The sequence below is a fragment of the Pseudoalteromonas sp. Angola-7 genome, assembly GCF_028599255.1.
GTDB classification, from domain to species: domain Bacteria; phylum Pseudomonadota; class Gammaproteobacteria; order Enterobacterales; family Alteromonadaceae; genus Pseudoalteromonas; species Pseudoalteromonas atlantica.
The window spans coordinates 51,002-75,551 of record NZ_JAQREL010000015.1; the positions used below are offsets into that span (position 1 = coordinate 51,002).

At 40.2% G+C, this 24,550-nt stretch carries 21 protein-coding genes; 9 read left to right on the top strand and 12 right to left on the bottom strand.

All coding sequences use genetic code 11. The features are described from left to right. The 4 genes from PSH50_RS17125 to PSH50_RS17140 all read right to left on the bottom strand — a co-directional run bounded on the left by PSH50_RS17125 (position 1) and on the right by PSH50_RS17140 (position 5,244). Positions 1–1,566, bottom strand: coding sequence for a Hachiman antiphage defense system protein HamA (locus tag PSH50_RS17125; RefSeq protein WP_273609868.1), 1,566 nt, complete (start codon positions 1,564–1,566; stop codon positions 1–3). Next, positions 1,556–2,653, bottom strand: coding sequence for a ComEC/Rec2 family competence protein (locus PSH50_RS17130; protein ID WP_273609869.1), 1,098 nt, complete (start codon positions 2,651–2,653; stop codon positions 1,556–1,558). Before PSH50_RS17130 ends, PSH50_RS17125 begins: the two co-directional genes overlap by 11 nt. A gap of 459 nt (positions 2,654–3,112) precedes the next feature. Next, positions 3,113–4,648: a S24 family peptidase gene (locus tag PSH50_RS17135; protein ID WP_273609870.1), complete on the bottom strand. Its 1,536-nt coding sequence runs from the start codon at positions 4,646–4,648 to the stop codon at positions 3,113–3,115. Beyond that, positions 4,645–5,244 (bottom strand): bifunctional 2-polyprenyl-6-hydroxyphenol methylase/3-demethylubiquinol 3-O-methyltransferase UbiG, encoded by a 600-nt coding sequence (locus PSH50_RS17140; RefSeq protein WP_273609871.1) that lies wholly within the window; start codon positions 5,242–5,244, stop codon positions 4,645–4,647. Before PSH50_RS17140 ends, PSH50_RS17135 begins: the two co-directional genes overlap by 4 nt. Positions 5,245–5,528: 284 nt before the next feature. Between PSH50_RS17140 and PSH50_RS17145 the strand changes: the two genes are divergently transcribed. From PSH50_RS17145 to PSH50_RS17165, 5 genes are all read left to right on the top strand, one after another. Beyond that, complete coding sequence (locus tag PSH50_RS17145) at positions 5,529–6,266, top strand: ABC transporter substrate-binding protein (protein ID WP_273609872.1); 738 nt, start codon at positions 5,529–5,531, stop codon at positions 6,264–6,266. After that, entirely contained in the window at positions 6,263–7,015 is a 753-nt protein-coding gene (locus PSH50_RS17150) for an ABC transporter substrate-binding protein (protein WP_273609873.1), read from the top strand. Before PSH50_RS17145 ends, PSH50_RS17150 begins: the two co-directional genes overlap by 4 nt. Positions 7,016–7,192: 177 nt before the next feature. Further along, complete coding sequence (locus PSH50_RS17155) at positions 7,193–7,927, top strand: ABC transporter substrate-binding protein (RefSeq protein WP_273609874.1); 735 nt, start codon at positions 7,193–7,195, stop codon at positions 7,925–7,927. A gap of 186 nt (positions 7,928–8,113) precedes the next feature. After that, on the top strand, positions 8,114–9,715 hold the full coding sequence (locus PSH50_RS17160) for an ABC-F family ATPase (protein WP_083901829.1): 1,602 nt from the start codon (positions 8,114–8,116) through the stop codon (positions 9,713–9,715). A gap of 1,176 nt (positions 9,716–10,891) precedes the next feature. Further along, positions 10,892–11,347, top strand: a complete 456-nt coding sequence (locus PSH50_RS17165; RefSeq protein ID WP_095206753.1) for a transposase — start codon at positions 10,892–10,894, stop codon at positions 11,345–11,347. Between the two features lie 434 nt (positions 11,348–11,781). Here PSH50_RS17165 and katG read toward each other — a convergent pair whose 3' ends face one another. Beyond that, positions 11,782–13,962: a catalase/peroxidase HPI gene (gene katG / locus PSH50_RS17170; protein WP_273609875.1), complete on the bottom strand. Its 2,181-nt coding sequence runs from the start codon at positions 13,960–13,962 to the stop codon at positions 11,782–11,784. Between the two features lie 658 nt (positions 13,963–14,620). On the opposite strand from katG, the gene PSH50_RS17175 reads away from it, so the two are divergent. Continuing rightward, positions 14,621–15,499, top strand: a complete 879-nt coding sequence (locus PSH50_RS17175) for a tetratricopeptide repeat protein (RefSeq protein WP_024032988.1) — start codon at positions 14,621–14,623, stop codon at positions 15,497–15,499. A gap of 313 nt (positions 15,500–15,812) precedes the next feature. Here the strand turns inward: PSH50_RS17175 and PSH50_RS17180 are convergent, their stop codons facing one another. From PSH50_RS17180 to PSH50_RS17200, 5 genes are all read right to left on the bottom strand, one after another. Further along, the gene (locus tag PSH50_RS17180; RefSeq protein WP_248444208.1) at positions 15,813–16,133 is read right to left on the bottom strand and encodes a hypothetical protein; all 321 of its coding nucleotides are present in this window, start codon (positions 16,131–16,133) and stop codon (positions 15,813–15,815) included. A gap of 16 nt (positions 16,134–16,149) precedes the next feature. Then, entirely contained in the window at positions 16,150–16,881 is a 732-nt protein-coding gene (locus PSH50_RS17185; protein WP_029773547.1) for a nuclear transport factor 2 family protein, read from the bottom strand. A gap of 92 nt (positions 16,882–16,973) precedes the next feature. After that, a complete protein-coding gene (locus PSH50_RS17190; RefSeq protein ID WP_273609876.1) occupies positions 16,974–17,717 on the bottom strand; it encodes a ferredoxin--NADP reductase in 744 nt (247 codons plus the stop codon). 398 nt (positions 17,718–18,115) lie between these two features. Then, positions 18,116–18,817 carry a purine-nucleoside phosphorylase gene (gene deoD / locus PSH50_RS17195; RefSeq protein ID WP_004587192.1) on the bottom strand — a complete coding sequence of 234 codons (702 nt, stop codon included), beginning with the start codon at positions 18,815–18,817 and terminating at the stop codon, positions 18,116–18,118. Positions 18,818–18,832: 15 nt separating this feature from the next. Next, a complete protein-coding gene (locus PSH50_RS17200; RefSeq protein ID WP_096042662.1) occupies positions 18,833–20,050 on the bottom strand; it encodes a phosphopentomutase in 1,218 nt (405 codons plus the stop codon). Between the two features lie 194 nt (positions 20,051–20,244). Between PSH50_RS17200 and udk the strand changes: the two genes are divergently transcribed. From udk to PSH50_RS17215, 3 genes are all read left to right on the top strand, one after another. After that, on the top strand, positions 20,245–20,874 hold the full coding sequence (gene udk, locus PSH50_RS17205) for a uridine kinase (protein WP_004587190.1): 630 nt from the start codon (positions 20,245–20,247) through the stop codon (positions 20,872–20,874). 17 nt (positions 20,875–20,891) lie between these two features. Next, positions 20,892–22,115: a NupC/NupG family nucleoside CNT transporter gene (locus PSH50_RS17210; RefSeq protein WP_055013477.1), complete on the top strand. Its 1,224-nt coding sequence runs from the start codon at positions 20,892–20,894 to the stop codon at positions 22,113–22,115. A 354-nt stretch (positions 22,116–22,469) separates the two neighbouring features. After that, complete coding sequence (locus PSH50_RS17215) at positions 22,470–23,171, top strand: ABC transporter substrate-binding protein (RefSeq protein WP_273609877.1); 702 nt, start codon at positions 22,470–22,472, stop codon at positions 23,169–23,171. Positions 23,172–23,264: 93 nt separating this feature from the next. Here PSH50_RS17215 and PSH50_RS17220 read toward each other — a convergent pair whose 3' ends face one another. Together PSH50_RS17220 and PSH50_RS17225 are read right to left on the bottom strand one after the other, a co-directional pair. Continuing rightward, positions 23,265–24,020: a transporter substrate-binding domain-containing protein gene (locus PSH50_RS17220; protein WP_337946903.1), complete on the bottom strand. Its 756-nt coding sequence runs from the start codon at positions 24,018–24,020 to the stop codon at positions 23,265–23,267. A gap of 121 nt (positions 24,021–24,141) precedes the next feature. Further along, positions 24,142–24,351, bottom strand: a complete 210-nt coding sequence (locus PSH50_RS17225; protein WP_004587186.1) for a cold-shock protein — start codon at positions 24,349–24,351, stop codon at positions 24,142–24,144. Positions 24,352–24,550 lie beyond the last annotated feature (199 nt).

Here is a 24,550-nt window from a genome sequence, read left to right on the forward strand (position 1 = left end):
TTATAGCTCCTCTAAAAAAGATTGGCAAAACTCTTTAGTATCTGAAAATGGGACAACGTAACAGTTCAACTCAGCATCAACAACATTAAAAGCATCTAGCAATTTTTTAATATTAACCAAAACAGTTCTCATCGCCTCAATTACTTCACCTTGAAATAGTGAACTATATTCAATGTTATTTTTATATCGAATAGAGTCACTGCATTTAAAGTCAAAACCTATTAAAAGAGAAAAAGAGTTATTTAAATTATTAGGTTTATCATCCTCCTCTGGTAAAAGAATACTCTCTAATATAGATTGATCATTACTATCAAAAGTCAAATCGAATAGGTGATTACTAAGCAATGACCCTACTCCGTCTAAATTCGGTATTGCCTGAAGAAGCTCATTTAAACTATCGTATAAAGTCGACTGTAAGCACTTTCCCATTTTCGCTGCCGAGTAGACTAGCTCACAGGACTTAGTATCAATAAATTTAATATGGACACTTTGCATTGGTTTATTTTGGTCACTATTAAATGAATAAAGCTTTGGTGCGTTTAAGTGAGACTCTAAAAAACCCTGCAATAATAGTTCTGCCACCTTATGATCACTTTCCAAGGCTAAAAACAACTTATCACCTTCTTTAACGGCCTTTTTATTTTTGTTTTGTTCCTCATATTGTTTAATTATCTTCCTAGGTAGAGAGAATAACCTGATACATTCATTTAACCTTTCTTTAAGGTTTTCGTAATCACAATTTTTACCGTTTAGTTTAACTGTAAAGAGATTTAACTTTCTCTTTTCACCTAAAATCAGTCCATGTTCAAGTTTTGTAAAGCACTTTAAAAAGTCATTTTTAATTAAAGTACTTATTTCATTTACCTCGCTTTCAAAAGCCAGCAAAGGAAGGTTGGAAAGTTTAAGTAAGTCATTAACTGAATGGTCGATATATTCCCCAAAGGATGCACTAATATCACCAGTCTTAGTGTATATACCCACGAGCAAGTTTTTAGAGTCATGTTTTTTTATTAGCCCAGCCCCAGAGTTTGCAGATAAATTATCCTTTGCTGATTCCAAATTTGAAATAACATTCCCCTCTACTTGGAAATTGATACCAAGCCCTAGCCTCGACATATCTGAATAATGAATAGGCTGCGGCTCCTCATTTCCGGCAACATTTGGATAGCCACACGTGACAAATTTATCTTTACTATTTATATCATCAAGACTAGAAATTTTGATATTCGGTAAATTAACGACTGAAGGAATATCTTTATCTTTAAAAACTAAAAGAGCTAAATCTTTATTATTATGAGCCACAACCTTTTTAGGTTTTATTGTAAGGTTATCAGGGCCAACTCTACCTATTGAGATTTTTGTTACCTTAGCTGCATAAGAGTTTTTTAATTCACATGTATTACATTCTCTTTTAATAACTTCACATTCATTAATGACTTTTGGGCAAATACTGTGTTTAGCTGTTAATATGTAGGCTGTTCCCTCATTAACATATATAGTTCCACTGCTGTTCTTATCACCGCAGTGAATAGTAACTGAGAGTTGCTCTGCAATATCAACATTCATAATTAAATACAATACCTTCTTCTTTTATTTTTGGATAATAAGTCTTTATGTTAGGGTTTTTGTAAAATATTTTTTCTATTTCACTATTTTTAATTACGAAATGAAAACTTGTTGCTTCAATGTCAAAGTGCTCTAAAACTCTAACTAAAGTCTCCTTATTCGGGTGGTAATGTTTTTTATTGCCATTGGCAGAAATTACGAAGTTTTGGCAATCGATCATTTCTAATAGAGAGTCATTTGTATTCTTTTTACTACCATGATGAGAGATCTTTAAAGCATCAACTACAACCTTGTTGCTTTCTGAAAAATTTAGTTTTTTCAGGTTTTCGACAACTACATCAGGGTGTGAGTCGGATAAGAAGAGCCATTTAAAATCACTGAACTCAGCAAGAATAGCAATACTTGCACCATTAACCGGACTAGCATCTTGTTCAAAATGCACCAAGCGCCGCCTTAGCTCCGAAAAACTTAGCTCGTAATCACATTTTTCCTTGCCAGACGACTTTACTGCACCCGTTTTTTTTAAAGGTTGTGATGGCCAATAATTGTTTAGTGCTTCAAGCTTCGCTAGGGAAGGTGATAGGACCGTTATTTTTAACCCACTTATATCTAATATGGTCTTATCCGTAATAACTTTTTCATCCCATTTCGGACTAAGCTGCAAAATAGAATATAAATCGTTATCTTGTTGCCGAGAAGACTTAACAGCCCCTTTGTTATTTTTAACTACAGAGTATTTCTGTGTATGTTCATAATTATGACCTAATAACTTTGCTATCGACCTTTCAGAGTTAAACCAATATTGTTCAACATACTGCTCTAGTTCCTCGTCAGCAATTAGGTTTAATATACCTTTAATATGGTCATCATCACTGTGAGTAACTATAACAAGATCGAACTTCCCACGATTACCAGAGTCAATTATTTTCAAAAGTTGTTTTTTTTGTTTTTTAAAATCAAGAGCTGTCCGATTCCCACCATCAATTAAAATATTATGATAATTAAATTTTTCGTCTTGAAATTGTATAACAAAGCAATCGCCTTGGCCCGCAGGTAAAAAGTGTACTGAGCAATTTTTTTTCGGCATCTTAAGGTCTCTTTTTCATAAATCATGGTTTGCTCTCATAGAGAGATATCAGCTAAATGATTTACTCTCAATAAATTTTATTTGGTGAAGTAACTCGATACCTGAGCCATAAACACCAACCTACCAACATACTCCAATTCCCCGTGATCACACCTGAAACTTAGTTAATGATGAGTAATTTACAGCATGGATGCTGTACAAAGCGTAGCTCGGCCATGGATGGCCGATCTACACTGGTTACGTTCACATCACTAACGTAAGTTGAAGATACAGTGTGATCCTCGGGTGCGCCGGGGGATTCCAAAGGGCAGTCGGCGGCAACCGCCCTTTGGTTGCCATCGCCAACGCGATAAAACCTCGAATAGAGGTTATTAGATCCCTAAAGCTCTCACGCAAAATAGCGCTTTTAACGCCAGCAAGCTGCGCGTCTACACGTTAAAACGCGATATAAAATCGCGACTACAAAACCACTTGTTTAAAGCGTGCGAACGTTCGCATGCTTTCATCAGCAATCATTACTTCGTAATCGGGGTTTTGAGCAATTAGCTCATATTGCCCATTAGGTAATTTATTAACTTTGCGCAGTAAATACTGGCCATCTCCGCCTATTTCATCTCGCTCTATCGCGACTATTTGGCCGCGAAGCGATCCGGCTCTATCGGAAGTTATAAGCTCAAGTAACAATAAGTCGCCATCAAGTATTGGGTGTTTACCGCCATTCATAGAGTTGCCCGATGCACGTGCTAAAAAATGCACGTTTGGATCAAGCTTGCCCGCGCCAAGTGGCGCATCTAAATATTCAACATCGCTGCTATCGCCAGTTTTAAAATGCCCACAGGCTATTTTAATATTAGGGAAGTACGGTAGCTTTAATGCTTCATCAACTGATTTTAAACTAATGGCAGGTTCAGCAACTTGATTTAGCTCAGGCTGTGGTGCATTTGGAAACGTAAACAATTCTGCGGTTGGTTTTGCTTGTTCGAAATGGTCTTTATTGGCAATCCATAATTTAGCGCTGTTTGCTTGCGCTACTTGGTAAGCCCAATTGCTTACAGCGAGAGATTTATCGGCATCGCAATGAAAATAGGCACTTAGCTCATTACTAATAGTTTGGCTATTAACGACCAAATTTTGGTTTTGCCAGCGTTCACGGTGCTGCTGTGCGGCTAAAAAGTCGCGTTTGTTGTTATTACATGTGCGATGCGCGGCCACAAAATTATGGCCAAGATCGTTTGCATAGCGGGCAAACGGTATAAAGTGATCAACCTCAACATCGTTTTTCATTGGCTTTTGGCAATAAAAACAGGTGTTTGATTGCAGCTCTACTAAAACAGGCTTTGCCTTGGTAAGTGCATTACGGTCTACCCCAAATAAAAACTCTTGCAGCTGACTTTGCGGGCCAATAAGGGCTTGGTTGTGCTTTATGCTTTGAATTTTTTGAAGCCATGCATTTTTAGCCAAGTACACTACTAGGTCGTAAAAGCGTCTAAAGCAGCTAGCAATGCCTGCATTTAACGTAATAAATTGAGTGCTGTTTGTATGTGGGTATAAAAAGCATTCTTCTTGTTTGGCTAGAATTTGTAAGCGCCAAAGCGGCCCTGATTTTAGTGTTGCCATAGCAGCATTAAACGTGGGCTTATAAAACGGGCTTTGCTTAAGCTGGCGAAAGTTACGTATGTTGTTTTGTTGGCATTCAAACAATACGCTAATTACTTTTGATTGCGCGCCTGTATTTTGCTTAAGTAAAGCGCTTTCGCCGGTGTGCTCTGACGAAAACGGCATTGCATGGTGCCAGTATAAAGTAATGAGTTTATCGGCAAGTGTTGGTAGCTCTATTACTAATTCACTTTGCTCAGATAACAGCGGATGCTCTACGCATACATCGGCAATGGCGTGTAAAAGTGCAAACTTGTAGGTAGCGCTAAAATCGCCCTCAACCAGCATACGTTGTATGTATGCTATAAAGTCGAGCTGTTGCTGCATTGCGCTGATCATAAAATGGGTGCAGCCTTTATTATGGCATTTAGCCACACTTCGCTTTCGCGCCCTGGGCGCTGATCAACACTTTGCCAGTGCTTAACTATACTTAATTGCGTGTGTTGATTTAGCAAACTACTTAATAACTGCTCGGTTAAATCGGTAAATTCACGGCCATTATGTACACGCTCTTGCGTGCCATATTTAAACGATACATATAAAACGCCATTGGGTTTAAGCGCATTTTGCAGGTTTATAAACACCTGCGGTAACTCGGCCTTTGGCACATGTAACAAACTGGCGCAGCACCAAATACCGTCGTATTTATTAACACACTCAAGCTCTTGAAAGGTTTTAACCTCTACTGGTTGTTGTAAGTAACTGCTTGCAAGCTCTGCAAGTGCAGGGCTCGCATCAAAAGCCGACACACTAAAGCCTTGGCTTTTAAAATAGGCGGCATCGCGAGCTGAGCCACAACCTGCATCGAGCACATAGCCATTTTGGACAACATAAGGTAAAAACTCACGGTAAAGCGCAGACATATCAACATTAAGTGTTGAGTCGCTAAAGGATTGTGCATTTTGGTTATAATAATTTAATGTGGTATTGGGCACTGCTTATACCGCTCCTTGGCTTTTGCGAGTTTGCAACGTTAATGCTGCATTCATGTTTGTTTAATCTACAGGAACAAGCCGATAAATTAAAGAACTTATAAGTAGGTTTTTTTAGCTTAATACGCTGTTTGTATTGAATTTAGCAATAATTATCTCCTTAAAGCCTTTACCCTCTCCTTTTTAGATACATTTTTTTACAACTTTAATGATTCCTTCACCATTATATTATTTTGCTAGGTTATACTGTTTTAATAACGTACAAAAAAGCTTACCTCAGAGACTTAATGAATAAATTAATAACCTTACTATTGTGTGTGTTGTTTAGTACCTCTTGGGGTGTGTTTGCCTGCGAAAGAACGCTTAGCGTTGGCGCACATGATGCTTTTTGGCCGCCGTATGTAATGGGCATTAGCGGCCAGTTACAGGGTAAAGAGGTGGATGCGTTAACTATTATTTTTAAAGACTCGCCTTTTTGTTTTGAAATAAAAATGCTGCCTAATTCTAAACGGGCTTTTACCGAGCTGCGCCATGGCCGAATAGACATAGGCTGGGCAGCAAGTTACACCAGTGAGCGCGCTAAATATGCTCATTATACAAAGGCCTACCGCACCGAGGTAATGCGTTTATACGAAAACAAAAAAAATCAGCATACGGTTAAAAACTTGGCTGATATTTTTAACCAAGGTTTAACCATAGGCGCTAACTTTGGTAGTTATTATGGCGAAGAGTTTGAGCAGTATAAAAAAAGCCATAAAAAACAAATAGAATACACCAGCGCAACCAGTAAGCGCTTTGAAATGCTTAATAAGCAGCGTATAGATTACGCAATAGAAGACGAGCTAGTAGGCAATTATTTAAGTAAGCGTGGTAACAGCTTAATGAAAGCGCCAACTATACCCGCTATTAATAAAGACCAAATACACTTAATGCTGAGCAAAAGAACAGTTACGCCTGATGAGGTTAAAATTATTAACGCGCATATAGCTAAAAATAAAGCGGCACTTAAGGCGCTGTTTGAATGAATGTTTTAAGCTGTACGCGTGTGTTTTTATTGATGTGGGTAACGTGTTTGGGGTTATTTAGCGCTAAAGCCCAAGCATGCGATAAAACCATTAATGTAGGCACCAACGAGCGCTACTGGCCGCCGTATGTGGTACTAAAAAACAATACGTTAACGGGGGTTGAAATAGATATAATTAAAACCATTTTTAAAGACTCCCCTTTTTGTATAAATTTTACGTTATTACCTAACTCCTTACGCGCCTTAGAAGAGCTAAAACACGGCCGTGTAGATTTAATGTTTGCAGCAAGTAAAACCCGTGAGCGCCAAGCTTACGCCCACTTTAGTTTGCCTTATCGCGAAGAAGTAATGTTGTTGTATAAACATGCTGGCTCGGCAAATATTAGTTCGTTAGAGCAGTTATTTAAAAAAGGCTTAACAGCCGGCGTTAATCGCGGCAGCTTTTTAGGGCACACGTTTAAAACGTTAAGCGATAAATATAACAAGCAAATAGTACTTACTAGCGATGCCGATAAACGCTTTGCTTTATTAAATAAAAAGCGGGTAGATTTTGTAGTAGACGATTCGTTAGTGGCGCACCATTTTGCTAACAAATACACGGCTATTTTACCCGTTGAGCAAGTAGCGCCTATTAACGTAAATAATGTGCATTTTATGATGAGCAAAAAAACGATTTCTTTAGAAGAAGTTAACACTATTAATGCGCATATTGTAAAAAATAAAGCGGCGCTTAAGGCGTTATTTAAGTAATAATACCAACCCACATTAATACTTAATCATTTTCAGGGGCTAAATGTGTCGCTATCTGCGTTAAAAAATTCTCATTTAGAACAACTAAATAGCGAATTTTTTGCCTTGCTATCAACACGTTTATCCATCCTCAAAATAGATCACTTAATTATGCGGATTGGTATAAAAGGACGTTTTATGAAGATGTTTCTGTTAGCGTTTATATTTTTGGTTGCGCAATTTAATGTGCTGGCATGCACTAAAACGCTAAAAATGGGCACCAACGAAACCAACTGGGCGCCCTATTTAATTAAACAAGGCAATGCCTTTGTAGGCGCAGAGGTAGATACGGTTAACGCTGTTTTTAAAAATTCGCCTTTTTGTATTGAGTGGGTTTATTTTCCGAGCTTATCGCGGGTTCAGCAAGAGCTAAAAACAGGCCATATTGATATTACCTTTGCGGCAAGTTATACAAAAGAGCGCGCCGAGTACTCTTATTTTACTGATGTTTATCGCGATGAAGTTATGCTGCTTTATAAGCATGAGAACGCTAAAGATGTAATTAATTTGGCGGCGCTTTTTAAACGTGGCTTTATTGTTGGCGTTAACAGAGGCAGCTTTTTTGGCGCTGAGTTTGAAAAAATAAGAAAACACTACCCCAACCAAATAGTACTGACCGCAGATGCAAATACGCGCTTTGGTATGCTTAACAAAAAGCGAGTTGATTACGTGATTGACGACTCTGTTGTCGCAGAATATTTTGCTAAGCGCTACAGCACCATTTTGCCGGTAAAAACGGCGCCAGCTATTAATGTTAATGGCGTACATTTTATGATGAGTAAACAGTCGGTCACGGTTGACGAAGTAGCAGTAATTAATCGCCTTATTAAAAATAATAAAGCGGCCATAGAGCGCATTTACAAACCCTATTAACCCGCGGCTTTACACTTATATAGATTCATAACCCAACGTGCTGCCATTTTAGGTATGTATCTTTTACCTTTCATTACCATGGGGGGATCTGTATAATTCGCCAGCTAATTTACCCTATTGCTTGGTCTTGTTTGTGGCGTTTTGCTGCAGTTGGCCCCTGTCAGTACTCATTCTAGGACTAACTTTTTGATCTCCACCGCAAATATTACGATGCAGTTTGGCGCAGAGCCGTTATTTGAAAACATTTCAGCTAAATTTGGTAACGGTAACCGTTACGGTTTAATTGGCGCTAACGGCTGTGGTAAGTCGACCTTCATGAAAATTTTAAGCGGTGCGCTTGTGCCAAGTGCGGGTAATGTGTCGATTACGCCAGGGCTAAAAGTAGGTAACCTAAGCCAAGACCAGTTTGCGTTTGAACAATACAGCGTTGTAGATGCCGTAATTATGGGCGACGTAGAGCTTTGGAAAGTAAAGCAAGAGCGCGACCGTATTTACTCATTACCCGAAATGAGCGAAGAAGACGGCATGAAAGTGGCCGACCTTGAAAGCGTTTTTGCCGAAATGGACGGTTACACAGCCGAAAGCCGCGCTGAAGAAATACTATTAGAAGCGGGTATAGATAAAGAGTTTCATTATGGGTTAATGGCAAACGTTGCCCCAGGTTGGAAATTACGTGTGCTTTTAGCGCAGGCGCTGTTTGCAAACCCAGACATACTGCTACTCGATGAGCCAACCAATAACTTGGATATTCATACCATTACGTGGCTTGCTAATGAGCTTAATAAACGTAAATGCACCATGATTATTATTTCCCATGACCGCCACTTTTTAAACTCGGTATGTACTCACATGGCCGACATTGATTACGGTGAGCTGCGTATTTACCCAGGTAACTACGAAAAGTTTTTAGAAGCGGCTGGCTTACAGCGCGAGCAATTATTAGCCGAAAACGCTAAAAAAAGCGCTGAGATTGACGAGCTTCAAGACTTTGTTAACCGTTTTGGTGCTAACGCGTCTAAGGCTAAACAAGCCAGCTCGCGTGCTAAAAAAATGGATAAAATTAAGCTTGATGAAGTAAAAGCGTCAAGCCGTATGAGCCCATCATTAAGTTTTGACGAAGGCAAAAAAATGTACCGCCAAGCGCTTGAAGTTAATAAACTTGGCCACGGTTTTGATGGTGAAACATTATTTAGCGGCGGCGACTTTTTACTAGAAGCAGGCGCTAAGCTTGCGGTTATTGGCGAAAACGGTGTGGGTAAAACCACCTTTTTACGCTGTTTAGTAAACGAGCTTAAAAGTAATGAAGGCGAAATTAAGTGGTCTGAAAATGCGACCTTTGGCTACTGCCCGCAAGACAGCACAAAAGATTTTGATAACGATTTAACGTTATTTGATTGGATGTCGCAATGGCGTACAGCCAAGCATAACGATTTAATGGTTCGCGGCATGTTAGGGCGTTTGTTGTTTACCGCCGACGATTCAAACAAAAAAGCGCGTAACTGTTCTGGTGGTGAAAAAAACCGTTTGTTGTTTGGTAAGCTAATGATGCAAGACGTAAACGTACTTGTAATGGACGAGCCAACCAACCACATGGATATGGAAGCCATTGAAGCGCTAAACAATGCACTTAAAGACTTTGCGGGTACGCTTATTTTTGTAAGCCACGACCGCGAGTTTGTATCATCTTTGGCAACACGTATTATTGATATTAAAGACAAGCAGGTCATTGATTTTCAGGGTACGTTTGACGAATACCTAGCAAGCATAGAAGAGAAAAAAATCGCTTAAGTTGTAGCAGCGATTTTATATCGCGTCTGTTTTAGGTTTAAGGTTTAAGCTTTTAGGTTTCAAAAACTAAAAATAGAGCCTAAATCATTTTAAAAAGGTGCTGTTTAGCGCCTTTTTTGTGGGTGTTTGAATAGGTGGGTGCGCATTGTTTTAGCCATAAGAAGCTAAGCTCTGCTCTGTAGACGCGCAGCTTGCTGGCGTTTTAAAAGCAGCGCTTTTACCTAAGTGTAAACCCCTCGGCTAAAACCATGAGAAGCTACGCTTCTAACGTGAGCAAGCTCTACGTCTTGTATATCTCATTTTAAGCTTCAAGGTCGTATTTAACTTTCTTGGAACTTAAAATGAGAGATGGTATCTACAAGACAAATTAACGCCGAGTCTAACCTCTTCCTTGTAGACGCGCAGCTTGCTGGCGTTTAAAAGCAACGCTTTTACCTAAGTGTAAACCCTTGGCTAAAACCATGAGAAGCTGCGCTTCTAACGTGAGCAAGCTCAACGTCTACAAGACAAACTAACTCCGGAGCTAAACCCTACTCTGTAGAAGCGCAGCTTGCTGGCGTTTAAAAGCAACGCTTTTACCCTAGCGTAAACTCCTTTGCTAAGGCCATGAGAAGCTACGCTTCTAACGTGAGCAGGCTCAACGTCTAAAAGTTAAACTAATAACGCCGGAGCTAAACCTAGCTCTGTAGACGCGCAGCTTGCTGGCGTCTTAAAAGCAACGCTTTTACCTAAGTGTAACAACCTTTGCTAAAGCCATGAGAAGCTGCGCTTCTAACGTGAGCAAGCTCAACGTCTACAAGTCAAATTAACGCCAGAGCTAAGCCCAATCCTGTAGACGCGCAGCTTGTTGGCGTTTAAAAGCAGCGCTTTTACATAAGTGTAACCACCTTTGCTAAGGCCATGAGAAGCTACGTTTCTAACGTGAGCAAGCTCAACGTCTACAAGTCAAACTAACGCCGGAGCTAACCTCTACCTTGTAGACGCACAGCTTGCTGGCGTTTAAAAGCAACGCTTTACCCTGATGTTAAACCCCTTCGCTAAAGCCATGAGAAGCTACGCTTCTAAAGTGAGCAAGCTCAACGTCTACAAGTCAGATTAACTACTGTTTTAAAAACTTGCCTTGTGTAATAAACAGGTTTTCCTATATTTATTAAAATATATTAAGAAATGGCTCTCATGGTTTCTTCAACAAAACTATTAAAAGGTCGCTGCTCGTCTGCAAATAAATATTATTCAGTCACCATATGCTGCGTGCAAAGAGCCGATTTATTTGAAAACTTTGAGAATGCCTGTATAGCCGCTCGCGCGATCTTTTATATGCAAAAAAATGTTAATACTATTTGCTATACCGTAATGCCAGATCACCTTCATTGGCTTTTTCAAGTTAAGGCGCTCTCACTATCTGAGGTAGTTAGGCAGTTTAAAAGCTTAACAACCGTGAAGATTAATGCGCTTAGTGGTGATAAAGGTCCAATTTGGCAACAAAATTATTTTGATCATCAAATCCGCAATGAAAGAGATTTAATAATTCAGGCTCGTTATATTGTTGCAAACCCATTAAGAGCTGGGATTGTGCAAAAGATTGAACAATACCCTTTTTGGGATTGTATATATTTGAACGGCGGGGGTTGAGGGTATTATTTTTATTTTTCGTGAACAAGCATCGTGTACCAACGCCGGAGCTTAGCCCTAGTCTGTAGACGCGCAGCTTGCTGGCGTTTTAAAAGCAGCGCTTTTACCTAACCTAAGTGTAAACCCCTTTGCCAAAGCCATGAGAAGCTACGCTTCTAACGTGAGCAAGCTCTACGTCTACAAGTCAAATTAACGCCGGAGCTAAACCTTGCTCTGTAGACGCACAGCTTGCTGGCGTTTAAAAGCAGCGCTTTTACCTAAGTGTAAGCCCCTTTGCTAAAACCATGAGAAGCTACGCTTCTAACGTGAGCAAGCTCTACGTCTACAAGACAAACTAACGCCGAAGCTAAGCTCTGTGCCTACAGGCCACGAACTAAAATTTAGATAATAAAAAAGGGAGCTATGTTGCTCCCCTTCGTGCCTATAATTTTGATTTATTTAAGATCAAATCTGTCGGCGTTCATTACTTTTACCCATGCATTTACGAAGTCATGTACAAAACGTTCATTGTTGTCGTCTTGTGCATAAAATTCGCTTAGTGCACGTAATATAGAGTTTGAACCAAACACTAAATCTATACGTGTTGCAGTCCATTTTATGGTGCCTGTTTTACGTTCAACAATGTTGTAAACACCTGGCTCAGACGGTTTCCAGTTATTGGCCATGTCGGTTAAGTTTACAAAAAAGTCGGTAGAAAGCGCACCTACATTGTCGGTAAATACGCCGTGTTTGCTGCCTGCGTAGTTTGTGCCTAACACGCGCATTCCGCCAAACAGTACGGTCATTTCTGGTGCTGTTAGGCCCATTAACTGGCTACGCTCTAAAAGTAGCTCTTCTGGCGATACGCTAAAGTCGCCTTTAAGGTAGTTTCTAAAGCCGTCGTGTACTGGCTCTAACGGTTCGAACGACTCGGCATCGGTCATTTCGTCGGTTGCATCGCCGCGCCCTGGCGCAAACGGTACTGTTACATTAACACCAGCTTGTTTTGCAGCTTGCTCTACAGCAGCTGTGCCACCTAATACTATTAAATCGGCAATACTGATAGGCTTAGCTAAACCTGCTTTAAATTTTTCAAGGGCGCTAAGTACGCTTGCTAGGCGCTCTGGCTCATTACCTTGCCAATCTTTTTGCGGAGCTAAGCGAATACGCGCGCCATTTGCACCACCACGGCGGTCTGAGCCACGGTACGTACGTGCGCTATCCCACGCTGTAGTAATTAAATCAGTTGCGCTTACGCCACAATCAAGAATTTGTGCTTTTAGCTCGCTAATTTCATCATCAGACAGAGTGTAGTCAACAGCCGGAATTGGGTCTTGCCAAATTAGGTCTTCGCTTGGTACGTCTTTACCTAAGTAACACGCTTTAGGACCTAAGTCGCGGTGCGTAAGTTTAAACCAGGCGCGGGCAAACACATCAGAAAAATACTCAAAGTCGTTGTTAAAACGTTCAATAATTTTACGGTAGATTGGGTCTACCTTCATGGCCATATCGGCGTCGGTCATCATTGGGTTTAAACGAATTGATGGGTCTTCTACATCTACCGGCTTGTCTTCTTCTTTAATATTTACAGGCTCCCATTGGTGCGCGCCTGCTGGGCTTTTAGTTAGTTCCCACTCGTAGTTTAATAGTAAGTGGCAGTAGCCGTTGTCCCATTTTGTTGGGTGGGTAGTCCACGCGCCTTCTAGACCCGACGTTACAGTATTGCGACCAAAGCCGCCTTCTTTAGTGCTGTTCCAGCCTAGGCCTTGCTCGTGTACGTCGGCCGCTTCTGGCTCTGGGCCTAAGTGCTCAGCTTTACCGTTACCGTGGGTTTTACCTACCGTGTGACCACCTACAGTGAGCGCTGCGGTTTCTTCGTCGTTCATTGCCATGCGAGCAAATGTTTCACGTACGTGCTGCGCGGTTTTTTGCGGATCGGGTATCCCATTAACGCCTTCTGGGTTTACGTAAATTAAGCCCATTTGTACCGCAGCTAATGGGTTTTCCATGGTGTCGGGTTTTTCTACGTTGTCGTAACGCTCATCACTCGGTGCTAGCCATTCTTTTTCTGCGCCCCAGTAAATGTCTTTTTCTGGATGCCAAATGTCTTCACGGCCGCCCGCAAAGCCATAAATTTTTAGGCCCATTGATTCGTATGCCATGTTACCGGCTAAAATAAATAGGTCGGCCCACGATAATTTGTTACCGTATTTTTTCTTGATTGGCCACAATAGGCGGCGCGCTTTGTCTAGGCTTGCGTTGTCTGGCCACGAATTTAGCGGCGAAAAACGCTGGTTGCCGGTGCTTGCGCCACCACGGCCGTCTGATAATCGGTACGTACCCGCAGAGTGCCATGCCATGCGGATCATTAAGCCGCCGTAATGGCCCCAATCGGCAGGCCACCAATCTTGGCTATCGGTCATAAAGGCTTTTAGGTCTGCTTTTACTGCGTCTAAATCGAGAGATTTGAATGCTTCGGCGTAGTCAAAGTCTGTGCCGTAGGGGTTTGATTTTGTGTCGTGCTGATGAAGAATGTCTAAATTTAGAGTATTTGGCCACCAATCTGTGTTTACTTTAGAAATAACTGAGTTACTACCGTGCATTACGGGACATTGGCCCGATTTAGTGCTGCTCATTTTCAGCTCCTTACTTTAAATGAAGAGTTTAACTATTTTACTCAAGCCCCAGCGCTTACATTTAAAGTAACACGCTAAGGTTTATTAATTTTGTGCATAATTTTTATTTACTGCTCAAACAATATAGACCCCTAATATTACATTCGCCAGCGTATTAACTTGAATTAAATCGATTGAAACCATTGGTTTAATGAATACAGTTTAAACTCCACAATTAGTGTGATCGGATTAAATAGATAACGCGTAATGGTATGTGAAGGGTTTGAAAGTGGCTTTTAATTAAGCGCACATTGGAATACCCCCCTTCACCATGAAATTAAAGTTGTTTATAAAGGTGCATTACTAAGCCCAATGCACCTTTACTTTATAACTTATTGAAATCTATTTTGAATAATTAAGTAAATGTTCAGATTAACTTGATTATTATGACCACTCACTCCTGTTATTTCCCTGCGACAATTTATTGTTGTTTTAAGCAGTTTTGCCAGCCCACATTGAGCTGGCTTTTTTTTGCCTAAAATTTAGAATCCTTTGAGGCTATGTGAACAGTTGTATGATTTTGTTAACTTGTTTAATGTTCAAAGCCAACACGCCCTAGTGCCAATAAGCCTTGCATGTTAAAGTGCGATTAGTCACTAATAATTAACTAGGCGTACCCATGCGTTTTTATATAACTATTCTATTTGTTTGTTTTGTTTCGCTTTTAAATACTGTTAATGCCCAAGAATCTGCTGCACCAACAGAAGAGCAACAGCAACAAGCGTTAGCGCAATTAAATGAGCCCATGTATAAACCGCTTTTAGAACGCTATATTCTTGATGAGTTAAAAGCCGTTCGCCAAGACCAACAACAATTACGCGAAGATGTAACAAAACAAGTTACACACGCCCAGTTAGATACCGCCGACAGAGCGCTTATTTACACCACCGACACTATTAATAACGTGTTTTTTATTATTACTGCTACGGCCTCTATTTTGGTTTTAGTAGGCTGGAACTCGCTGCGCGATGTTAAAAATAAAGTAGAAGACATTGTAAATACGCGTGTCAGTGTGATCACTGACGAGTACGAAGATCGCTTAAAAATTCTTGAAGAAAAACTGCGTGTACGCTCAGAAGAAATACTCAGTAACCAAGAGCGTATATCGGTCACTAACGAGGTGCACTCGTTATGGATGCGCGCAAACCTAGAAAGCGACTTTGCAAACAAAATAGAAATATTTGACGAAATTTTAAAACGTAAGCCAGAAGATGTAGAAGCCATTGCCTATAAAGCCGATGCATTATTAGAGCTAAACGAAACCGCCAAAGCCATTGAGTTATGTAACCAAGCCATTGATATAGATAGCGACTACGGCTATGCCTACTGGCAGCGTGCGTGTGCGTATGCACTTACACACAAACATGCCGATGCATTAGCCGATATAAAAATGGCCCTTGAATACTCGCCAAACTTACGTAATGAGCTACTACACGAAAGTGCATTTGCTAGCCTACACGACAACGACAGCTTTAATACCATAGTAGCGGGTAGCTAGAGTTTTGTAGGCGCGTTATTGGCGTAAAGTGCGAAGCCCACAATAGCAGTAGCAGCGGCTTTATGCCGCGAAAAAGTTTAATATAAAACGCGAGGTAAACTCGCTGCTACACGATAAACCCTATTCTGTAGACACGTCTTAAAAGTGATTATCTCACCACAAAGAAGTAACTCACCAATGCCTGTTTTCTCTGTGTAGCGCGAAATGCCTTCTGTGGTGCAATTAGTGAGAAGCTGCGCTTCTAAGGTGAGCAAACTAGGCGTATACAGGCAAAATTAGCTACAGGGTAAAACTTGTATTCAGGCGTTTATAATTATCGTTTAAAGTATAAATCGATGGCTTTGGTGAGGAGTTCGTCGAGTTGCTCTTCGAAGGTATCTATATCAATTTCAAAATGGTTTAAATAGGCCTTGGCTTGTACTCGCGATAGGTTGCGGTTTTTTACGCTGTATTGACGCTCATCTTTTTGTTTATCAAAACGTGGTAAAAACAAAAATTGCCCGTAATAAGGTGATTTAATATGCTTATTAGCATAACGACAAAAGTCTTCTATGTGTTCTGCGCCCTGCGGCCCTAAACACCCTGGCTCAACGCGGTACATTAAGCGAATTTTTTTGTCGTCTGCTAACTGCATAGTATGCCTTTTATAATTATCTAAAAAATAATACGCGGATTATTTTTCCGTCTTTTATTTGGTAGCTCGATACTAACTCAGAGCGTTTATCTACCACGTTTTCGTCTGTTGAACAGGTTTCTGATAGTTCGTGGTCTATTACTATGTCGCCGTGCACAATACGCTTTATTGGCGAGCTATTAATGCACTTTAATTTTTTAAACATTAAGCCATAACGGGCTATTAGTTTTTCTTTTCCTTTAAATAATAGCTCATTAGGAAAAATATAAAACTCTACATCTTCATCGTACATACGAATAAATTGTTCAATATTACGTGCGTTATAGGCTTCTACTAATTGCTCTACAACAGCAAGCGACTCGCGAGATTGCTTAGCTTTAGCTTGCTGCTTAGCGGTTAATGCCTCTTTGGCTTGCGTTACCGCTTTTTCTGCCTCAGCCACAGCTGCTGCTTTTTCTACTTTGTTTTTTGGTTTTTCTACCGGTTTTGGGGTTTCGCTACCCAGTACTTTTGAGTCGTCAGGTTTAGTAGTATCTACTGTTGGCGTTTTAAGCTCTGGGGCTTGGTACTCAAGCGTGTTTAACTTTTCATCTTTTGCTTTTGTTGGTGAATTGCTGGCTTGAGTAGAGCTTGACGCTTGCTCGGTACTTTTTTGCTCTTCTTGAGTCTCTTCGGTTTGCTCTGCTGCATAACTGATCAGGGCAACAGTGGCAATAAGCGAAGCAAAAATAATAGATAACGATTTCATAACTTTCCTAATATGAACATATAACGCTGTTAATGCTGCAACATAACAAATTTGAGCGTTTTCGGGTAGCAATTAAATGATTGTTATACACTTTACCAATACTGCTCAACCGTTATGTGCCCTGGGTCTCTGCGACGATTTCGTTTAAAGTTTTTGTCTAAAAGTAACTGTGTGGTGTCTTTTACCATTTGTGGGTTACCGCAAATCATAAATTGCGAATTACTCGGGCTTGGGGTTCTAGAGGCTTTACTAAATAGCTCGCCGTTTTGAATTGCTGTAGTTATACGACCTTTCAGGCCTTGCTGTGGCTCCTCACGGCTTACAACCGGAATGTAGTTAAGTTGCGTAGGGTGTGTGTTTATTAGGGTGTGTATTAAATTTTGATAGCTTAAATCGGCATTAAAACGTACGCCGTGCACTAAATTAATCTGTGTGTATTTTTGCCATACCTCTTGTTGCTGCAAAATAGATAAAAACGGCCCTATTACAGTGCCTGTACTTAGCATCCATAACTGCTCGCTTGGCGGTATTTCGTCTAAGGTAAAAAAGCCTGTGGCACGTTGCTCTATTAATACAGTGTCGCCTGGTTTTAATTGCGCCAATCTAGGCGATAATAAGCCGCTCTCTACATTGATAAGGTAAAATTCTAAATCGGGGTTATTAGGCCCGTTTACATAAGAGTATGCCCGAGCAATTCGTTTATCGCCCTCCATAATCGAGAGCTTAGTAAACTGCCCCGCTTTAAATGGCTCTACGCTTGCGTTTACTACCAGGCTGAAAAGTGTATCGCTCCACCATGTTACTTTTTTTACGGTTGCATCTACCCAGTTAGACATAGTCAACTCCATAGCTTAACGGTTAAACAACAAAAACAATAAATGGTTGTAATTTATACACTAGCATTAACTTAGTAAGAGTGACACTGGGTGTAGTGACTTTTTAAACGTAATGCTTTTACTTTGGGTGTTATATTGGTTTGTTTAAAGAAGATGAGTAGCAGCGGCTTTATACCGCGAAAAAGATTAATACCAAACGCGAGATTAACCCCAGCTACGCGGTTAGCTCGTGCTGTGCAGCTTGCTGGCGCTTTAAAAGCAGCGCTTTTATAGGTATAAAAAAAGCCGCATAAAATGCGGCTTTGGGGGTTTAGTCTCACTTCACTTTGGGCGTGTCTCCAAAACTTAGTGAATACGTTACCAAGGAACTGTTTGCTAATTTAATAAAATTGCGTTTATTAAATAGACTCTAAAGCAATTTTAACCATTTCGTTAAATGTGCTTTGGCGCTCATCTGCAGGTGTTGCTTCACCGGTGATCACGTGATCACTTACGGTAAATAGTGCCATTGCGTTAGCACCATACTCTGCAGCTACACCATATAAACCTGCTGTTTCCATATCTACAGCTAGTACACCTAGTTTATCTAGGTCTTTGTAGAATGTGTCGTCAGCTTGGTAGAAGGTATCGGTAGTAAATACGTTACCTACTTTTGCTTTAATGCCTAGGTCTTTAGCGGCGTTAACACCGTTTAAAAGTAGGTCAAAGTTAGCAATTGCTGAAAAATCATAACCACGAACGCGTGCACGGTTTACGTTTGAGTCGGTGCTTGCGCCTTGTGCAAAAATTACGTCGCGAATTTTAATATCTGTACCAATACCACCACAGGTACCAATACGAATAATATTTTTAACGCCAAAGCTTACAATTAACTCACGCGCATAAATAGACATAGATGGTATGCCCATGCCCGAACCCATAATACTTACAGGTTTACCTTTATATGTGCCTGTAAAGCCGTACATGTTACGTACGCCTGTTACTTGTACTGCATCATCTAAAAAGTTTTCAGCAATGTATTGTGCACGAAGCGGATCGCCCGGCATTAATACTGTTTCAGCGAAGTCACCAACGTTTGCACTAATATGCGGAGTACTCATTAATTGTTTTCCTTTTTATTTAGGCGCGTTTAGCTTATTTAAAAAGCCGTCACCGTATTCAAGTGCAGGTAAGTTAAACCACTGTGCAAGGGTTTGGCCTATATCTGCAAAGCTATTGCGCTCGCCAAGCGGGGTATTTTGCATGCCCGGTTGATAAGCTATAACTGGTACATATTCGCGGGTGTGCTCTGAACCTGGAAAGGTTGGGTCACAGCCGTGATCTGCAGTGATCATTAACACGTCATCTGCATTTAATTGGTTTAGTATAGTTGGTAAGTAATCGTCAAATTCTTTTAACGCTTTTGCATAACCAACTGGGTTGCGACGGTGGCCAAACTTTTCGTCAAAATCAACTAAATTGGTAAAAATTAAGCTGTTATCTGGCGCACTTGCTAATACTTCGCTGCTTTTTTCAAGCAAATTCATCAGCCCTGGGGCTTTGTGTTTTTGGGTAATGCCTTGGTGTGCATATATATCTGCAATTTTACCAATGCTTATTACTTCACCGCCGTGTTTAGATAGAACATCTAATAGGGTCGGTGCTGGCGGCAATACTGAATAATCGCGACGATTACCAGTACGGGCAAAATCTGCGTTGCTTGTGCCTAAAAATGGCCTAGCAATAACACGGCCTATATTTAGTTTATCAAGTAATTCGCGGGCAATTTCACACACTTCGTAAAGGCGCTCAAGGCCAAAAGACTCTTCGTGTGCGGCAATTTGAAACACACTATCTGCAGAGGTGTAACAAATTGGTTTGCCTGATTTTACGTGCTCTTCGCCTAGCTGCTCTAATATGGTAGTGCCTGATGCATGGCAGTTGCCTAAAATGCCAGGTATACCGGTAGCGGCTATAAATTCGTCTACAAATTCTTGTGGAAAACTCGGCTGTGTTTTAGGGAAGTAGCCCCAATCAAATAACACAGGTACGCCGGCCATTTCCCAGTGCCCTGATGGCGTATCTTTACCGCTTGAAAGCTCTTTTGCATAACCCCATGCACCTTGCGATGCTTGACGCTCAGAAACTAAACACGTTTCACCGCCCGCTGCCTCACAGGCATCGATTAAACCTAATTTAGATAAATTAGGTAACGATAACGCTTTACCCGTTTCGTCGTGGTATGCTTTTAATAAGTGGGCGAGTGTATTTGCTCCAACATCACCAAATTTGTCTGCATCGGGTGCTGCGCCTATACCTAGGCTGTCTGCCATTAAGATGATTGCTCTTGCCATGTTGACCTCACTTTGCTTCTAGGTGGTTACTTTATCCGCTGATCGAATTTTCCGTACAGGACATAAGTCCTGTTTCATAAAAGCTAAACATTATAAATTTGCGTTCTTAAGCAAAGCAAAAGAGATTATTCGTGTCTTTTTTGCTATTGTGATCAACCAAACAACTTTTCCTTTCTGTGTGGGTGAGAACTTTAGTGACACGAACTATTATAGCTATTGCTGGCGCATCAGCGTCGGGCAAATCTCTTTTTAGCCAAACTATTTACAATGAGTTGGTTAATGAGCTTGAACCAGGCGCTATCGCCATTATTGAAGAAGATGCTTATTACAAGGATCAGTCGCATTTGCCTATGGAACACCGTACGCAAACTAACTACGACCATCCTGATGCATTTGAACATGAGTTAATGCTTGAACATTTAACTCAACTTCGTAGTGGTAACTCTGTCGAAGTACCTACTTATGATTATGCACAACACACACGAAGCGATGAAACTCGTCGCGTTGCTGCAGCTAAAATTTTAATAGTAGAAGGTATTTTATTATTAAGTGATAAAGCACTTAATAAAGAATTTGATATTAAGGTATTTATAGATACACCCCTTGATATTTGCTTAATGCGTCGTATGCAACGAGACATGGAAAAAAGAGGCAGAACATTACAATCTGTTGTTGAGCAATATCAAGCAACTGTTAGACCGATGTTTTATCAATTTATTGAGCCTTCAAAGCATAACGCTGATTTGGTTGTGACTCGAGGCGGAATGAACCGCGTTGCGATTGATATTATTAAAAGTAAAATTAAGTATTTACTACAAGAATAATAACGGGAAACATCTGTATGACAACATTTATGAGCTTAGTAGGCATGTTTGTACTACTAAGTATTGCTTTTGCGGCTTCGACTAATCGTAAAGCAATAAACTTACGCACCGTAGCGATAGCCTTTGCTATGCAAGTAGTTATTGGTGGGTTTGTACTGTTTTTTGAAGCAGGTAAAAATGTGTTAGCAAGTATGTCTAGTGCCGTCTCTTCGGTAATTAGCTTTGCAAACGACGGGATTGGGTTTTTATTTGGCCCACTTGCTTCGCAAGATACACTCGGTTTTATTTTTGCTATTCAAGTTTTACCGGTCATTGTGTTTTTCTCAGCACTTGTTGCTGTGCTTTACCACATTGGCATTATGGATTGGATAATTAAAATTCTGGGCGGCGGTTTACAAAAACTATTGAAAACCTCTCGCACAGAGTCGCTCTCAGCAACGGCTAATATATTTGTAGGCCAAACTGAAGCACCCTTAATTGTTAAGCCGTTTATAGCAACCATGACTAAGTCTGAGTTGTTTGCAGTAATGGTAGGTGGCTTAGCCACGGTAGCAGGCTCTGTAATGGCAGGTTACGTAATTATTGGTGTAGAGCTTAAGTATTTAATTGCCGCTAGCTTTATGGCTGCACCTGGTGGGTTTTTAATGGCTAAAATGATTGTGCCAGAGACCGAAACACCTAAAGATACGCTTGCAGAGTTAGATAGCGATGAAGACAAGCCAGTTAATGTTATTGATGCAGCAGCATCAGGCGCAGCTAACGGCATGCATTTAGCGCTTAATGTGGGCGCAATGCTATTAGCTTTCGTAGCATTAATAGCGTTATTAAACGGCTTATTAGGCGGAATTGGAGGGTGGTTTGACTATCCTACTTTAACGCTACAAGAAATTTTAGGTTATGTATTTGCCCCTGTTGCATGGTTACTTGGCGTACCATGGGATGAGGCAATCATAGCAGGTAGTTTTATTGGTCAAAAGTTAGTAGTAAATGAGTTTGTTGCTTACTTAGACTTTATAAATTATCGCGATACGTTAAGTGCGCACACTCAAGCGATTGTAACATTTGCCTTGTGTGGGTTTGCTAATCTATCGTCGATAGCTATTTTACTAGGTGGATTAGGCGGTATGGCGCCTAGTCGGCGAAAGGATATCGCGCGCTTAGGGCTCAGAGCAGTGTTAGCAGGATCTATGGCTAACCTTATGAGCGCAGCAATTGCTGGGTTTTTCCTCTCGCTAGCTTAGAAACTTAATGAGATGAACACCGGTGTTGCAAAACAAGAAGATAGTACTTTAAGGGGTTAAAGCACTATTTGACTTGAACGATACTTCACCAAGGGCCGCAAGGCCCTTTTATCGTTTTAGGGCCCTTATAAATATATTCTTCCTTTTAATAACTACTTTCTCTTTCTTACCTTTAAGTACATATACGCACATGGCTTTTTATATTTTTGCGATAAATTTGTATTATTGAAAAGTGGTAAATTATAAATTTTAGGCCACAATTAGGTTTATCCTAATGTAACCTACTGTTTTATTGATGCTCTACCTTTAAGCACACTCATAAAATAGCCGCTGTTGATAAGTCGATTTATATAAATGCGTAAACTTTTATTAGTATTGTTGTTTGTTTTTTTTAATAGCTACGCAAGCTCTGACCCTCTTTTAGTTGTCACGGAACTCTCGCCGCCCGATCAAATACTCGTTGATGGAAAAGTGACAGGCAAAGGCACTGAGTTTATAAGGGCTATTTTTGCAAAGGCTAACCTAACGCCCGATATACAAATGTACCCATGGGCGCGAGCATTTAGACTTGCCAGCACTATCCAAAACACCTTTATTTACACCATAGCGCGCACCAAAGGGCGAGAAAACAACTTTCATTGGATAGGCCCAGTCTCGCATTTTGAACTTGCTTTTGTTGCGCTTAAAGAGCGTGACGACATAATTATTAACAATACTGAGGAAGCAAAAAAATACAAAATAGCGATGCAACGTAACGACTTTTCTACAGATATATTAACCAACTTGGGGTTTGAGGTTGTGCTAACCACCGATATACAAAAATCGTATGCGTTATTGGTTGCCAAAAAAGTAGACTTAATTGTTGATGACCCCGAACTAATAAATCAAATAAGTCAGTATTTACCCACCCCTGACGCTCAATTTAAAGCCATATATAATGTAGAAGAACTCAAGGTAGATGCCTATTTGGCAGCAAATAAAAACACCGATATGCGCTATATAAATGCGCTACAAAAAGCCTTTTACACACTTAAAAATACCCAAGGGCTACCCTAGCACCTAAGCTAAACCTTGCTTATTTAAGCGCAGTTTTAACGCTTAGTTACGTTAATTAGTGAAGTAATGAAGTCTAAAATAGGGGCTTAGTGATTAATTATTGCTATATGGCGCTATGAACGAATCGAGACTGCGCTCTTGTTTTAGCACTTTAAAGGCGCGTTGAAAGCGCTCTACTATGTGCTTCGGCACCGCTTTATTAAACGCTAAATAATTATCTTTAAGGTCGTTACTTACAGGTAGCTCAGTAAGTTGCTCTACATCAAGTAAGCTCACGTTATAAGGCTTTAATTGGTTATAAATAACGTGCTCCGAGCCTAAAATAAGATCTATTTTATTGTTTATAAAAAGCTGAATATATTGTTGCTCTTCACCAAACGTCATTAAGTTTTGCCCATTTACAAACCCTATTTTTTTGACCAATGATTGATATATATCTCCCCTTACCATGCCTAACGAATAAAGAGTGGTGTCGTTAAGGGTATTTACAGTGACATCAGGACGGCTTTTTAACTTATAAAAATAAGTTCGTGCAGTAGTTAACGGGCCAAGCCAATTAAATAAAGGAATTCGGTTAGTATGTTGCGCCATTGAAAAAATGGCTGAATAAGGCTTTTTATGCACAAGCATTGCGGCACGCTTCCAAGGCATGACTTTAAAGTCGCACTCTACTTCTGCTTTAATACACAGTGCGTTGACTATATCGTAGTTAGCGCCAACAAGTTGGCCGTGCTCGTTTATAAAATTATAAGGTGCAAACTGATCTGTATAAATAACTAACTTAAAATGGTTTGCATAAGTAAACGTGCTAAAGAAGAAACAAGCAATAAAAGGAAAGAGTTTTAGAATAACCGCACCACTACATTAATTTATATTATTAAATGATAGATGGCGCTATTTTACAGTCAAATTTTAGACACAAAAAAAGCGCCTTAAGCGCTTTTTTTTATTTTCACTTTAAAAGTAAAAATTATAACGGAGTGATGTTATCCGCTTGAGGACCTTTTTGACCTTGTGAAAGAGTGAACTCTACACGTTGGCCTTCAGCTAAAGTTTTGAAACCTTCGCTTTTGATTGCTGAGAAATGTGCGAAAACGTCTGGGCCGTTTTCTTGCTCGATGAAACCAAAACCTTTAGACTCGTTGAACCACTTAACTGTACCTGATACGATGTTAGACATTGTAATATCCTGATATAAAAATAAAAAATATGCTCATAAGAGCGGGTGTAGCAAAAAATGAGATGGTACTTAAAAACTTCAGGACGGTACTACAAGTATTACTTATACAACAACGAAATGGAGATTTATAAATTACATGCTTTCTTTCTAGCTGCGGCCTACTATATAGAGTTAACTATTTATGTCAAGCCTTTATAGT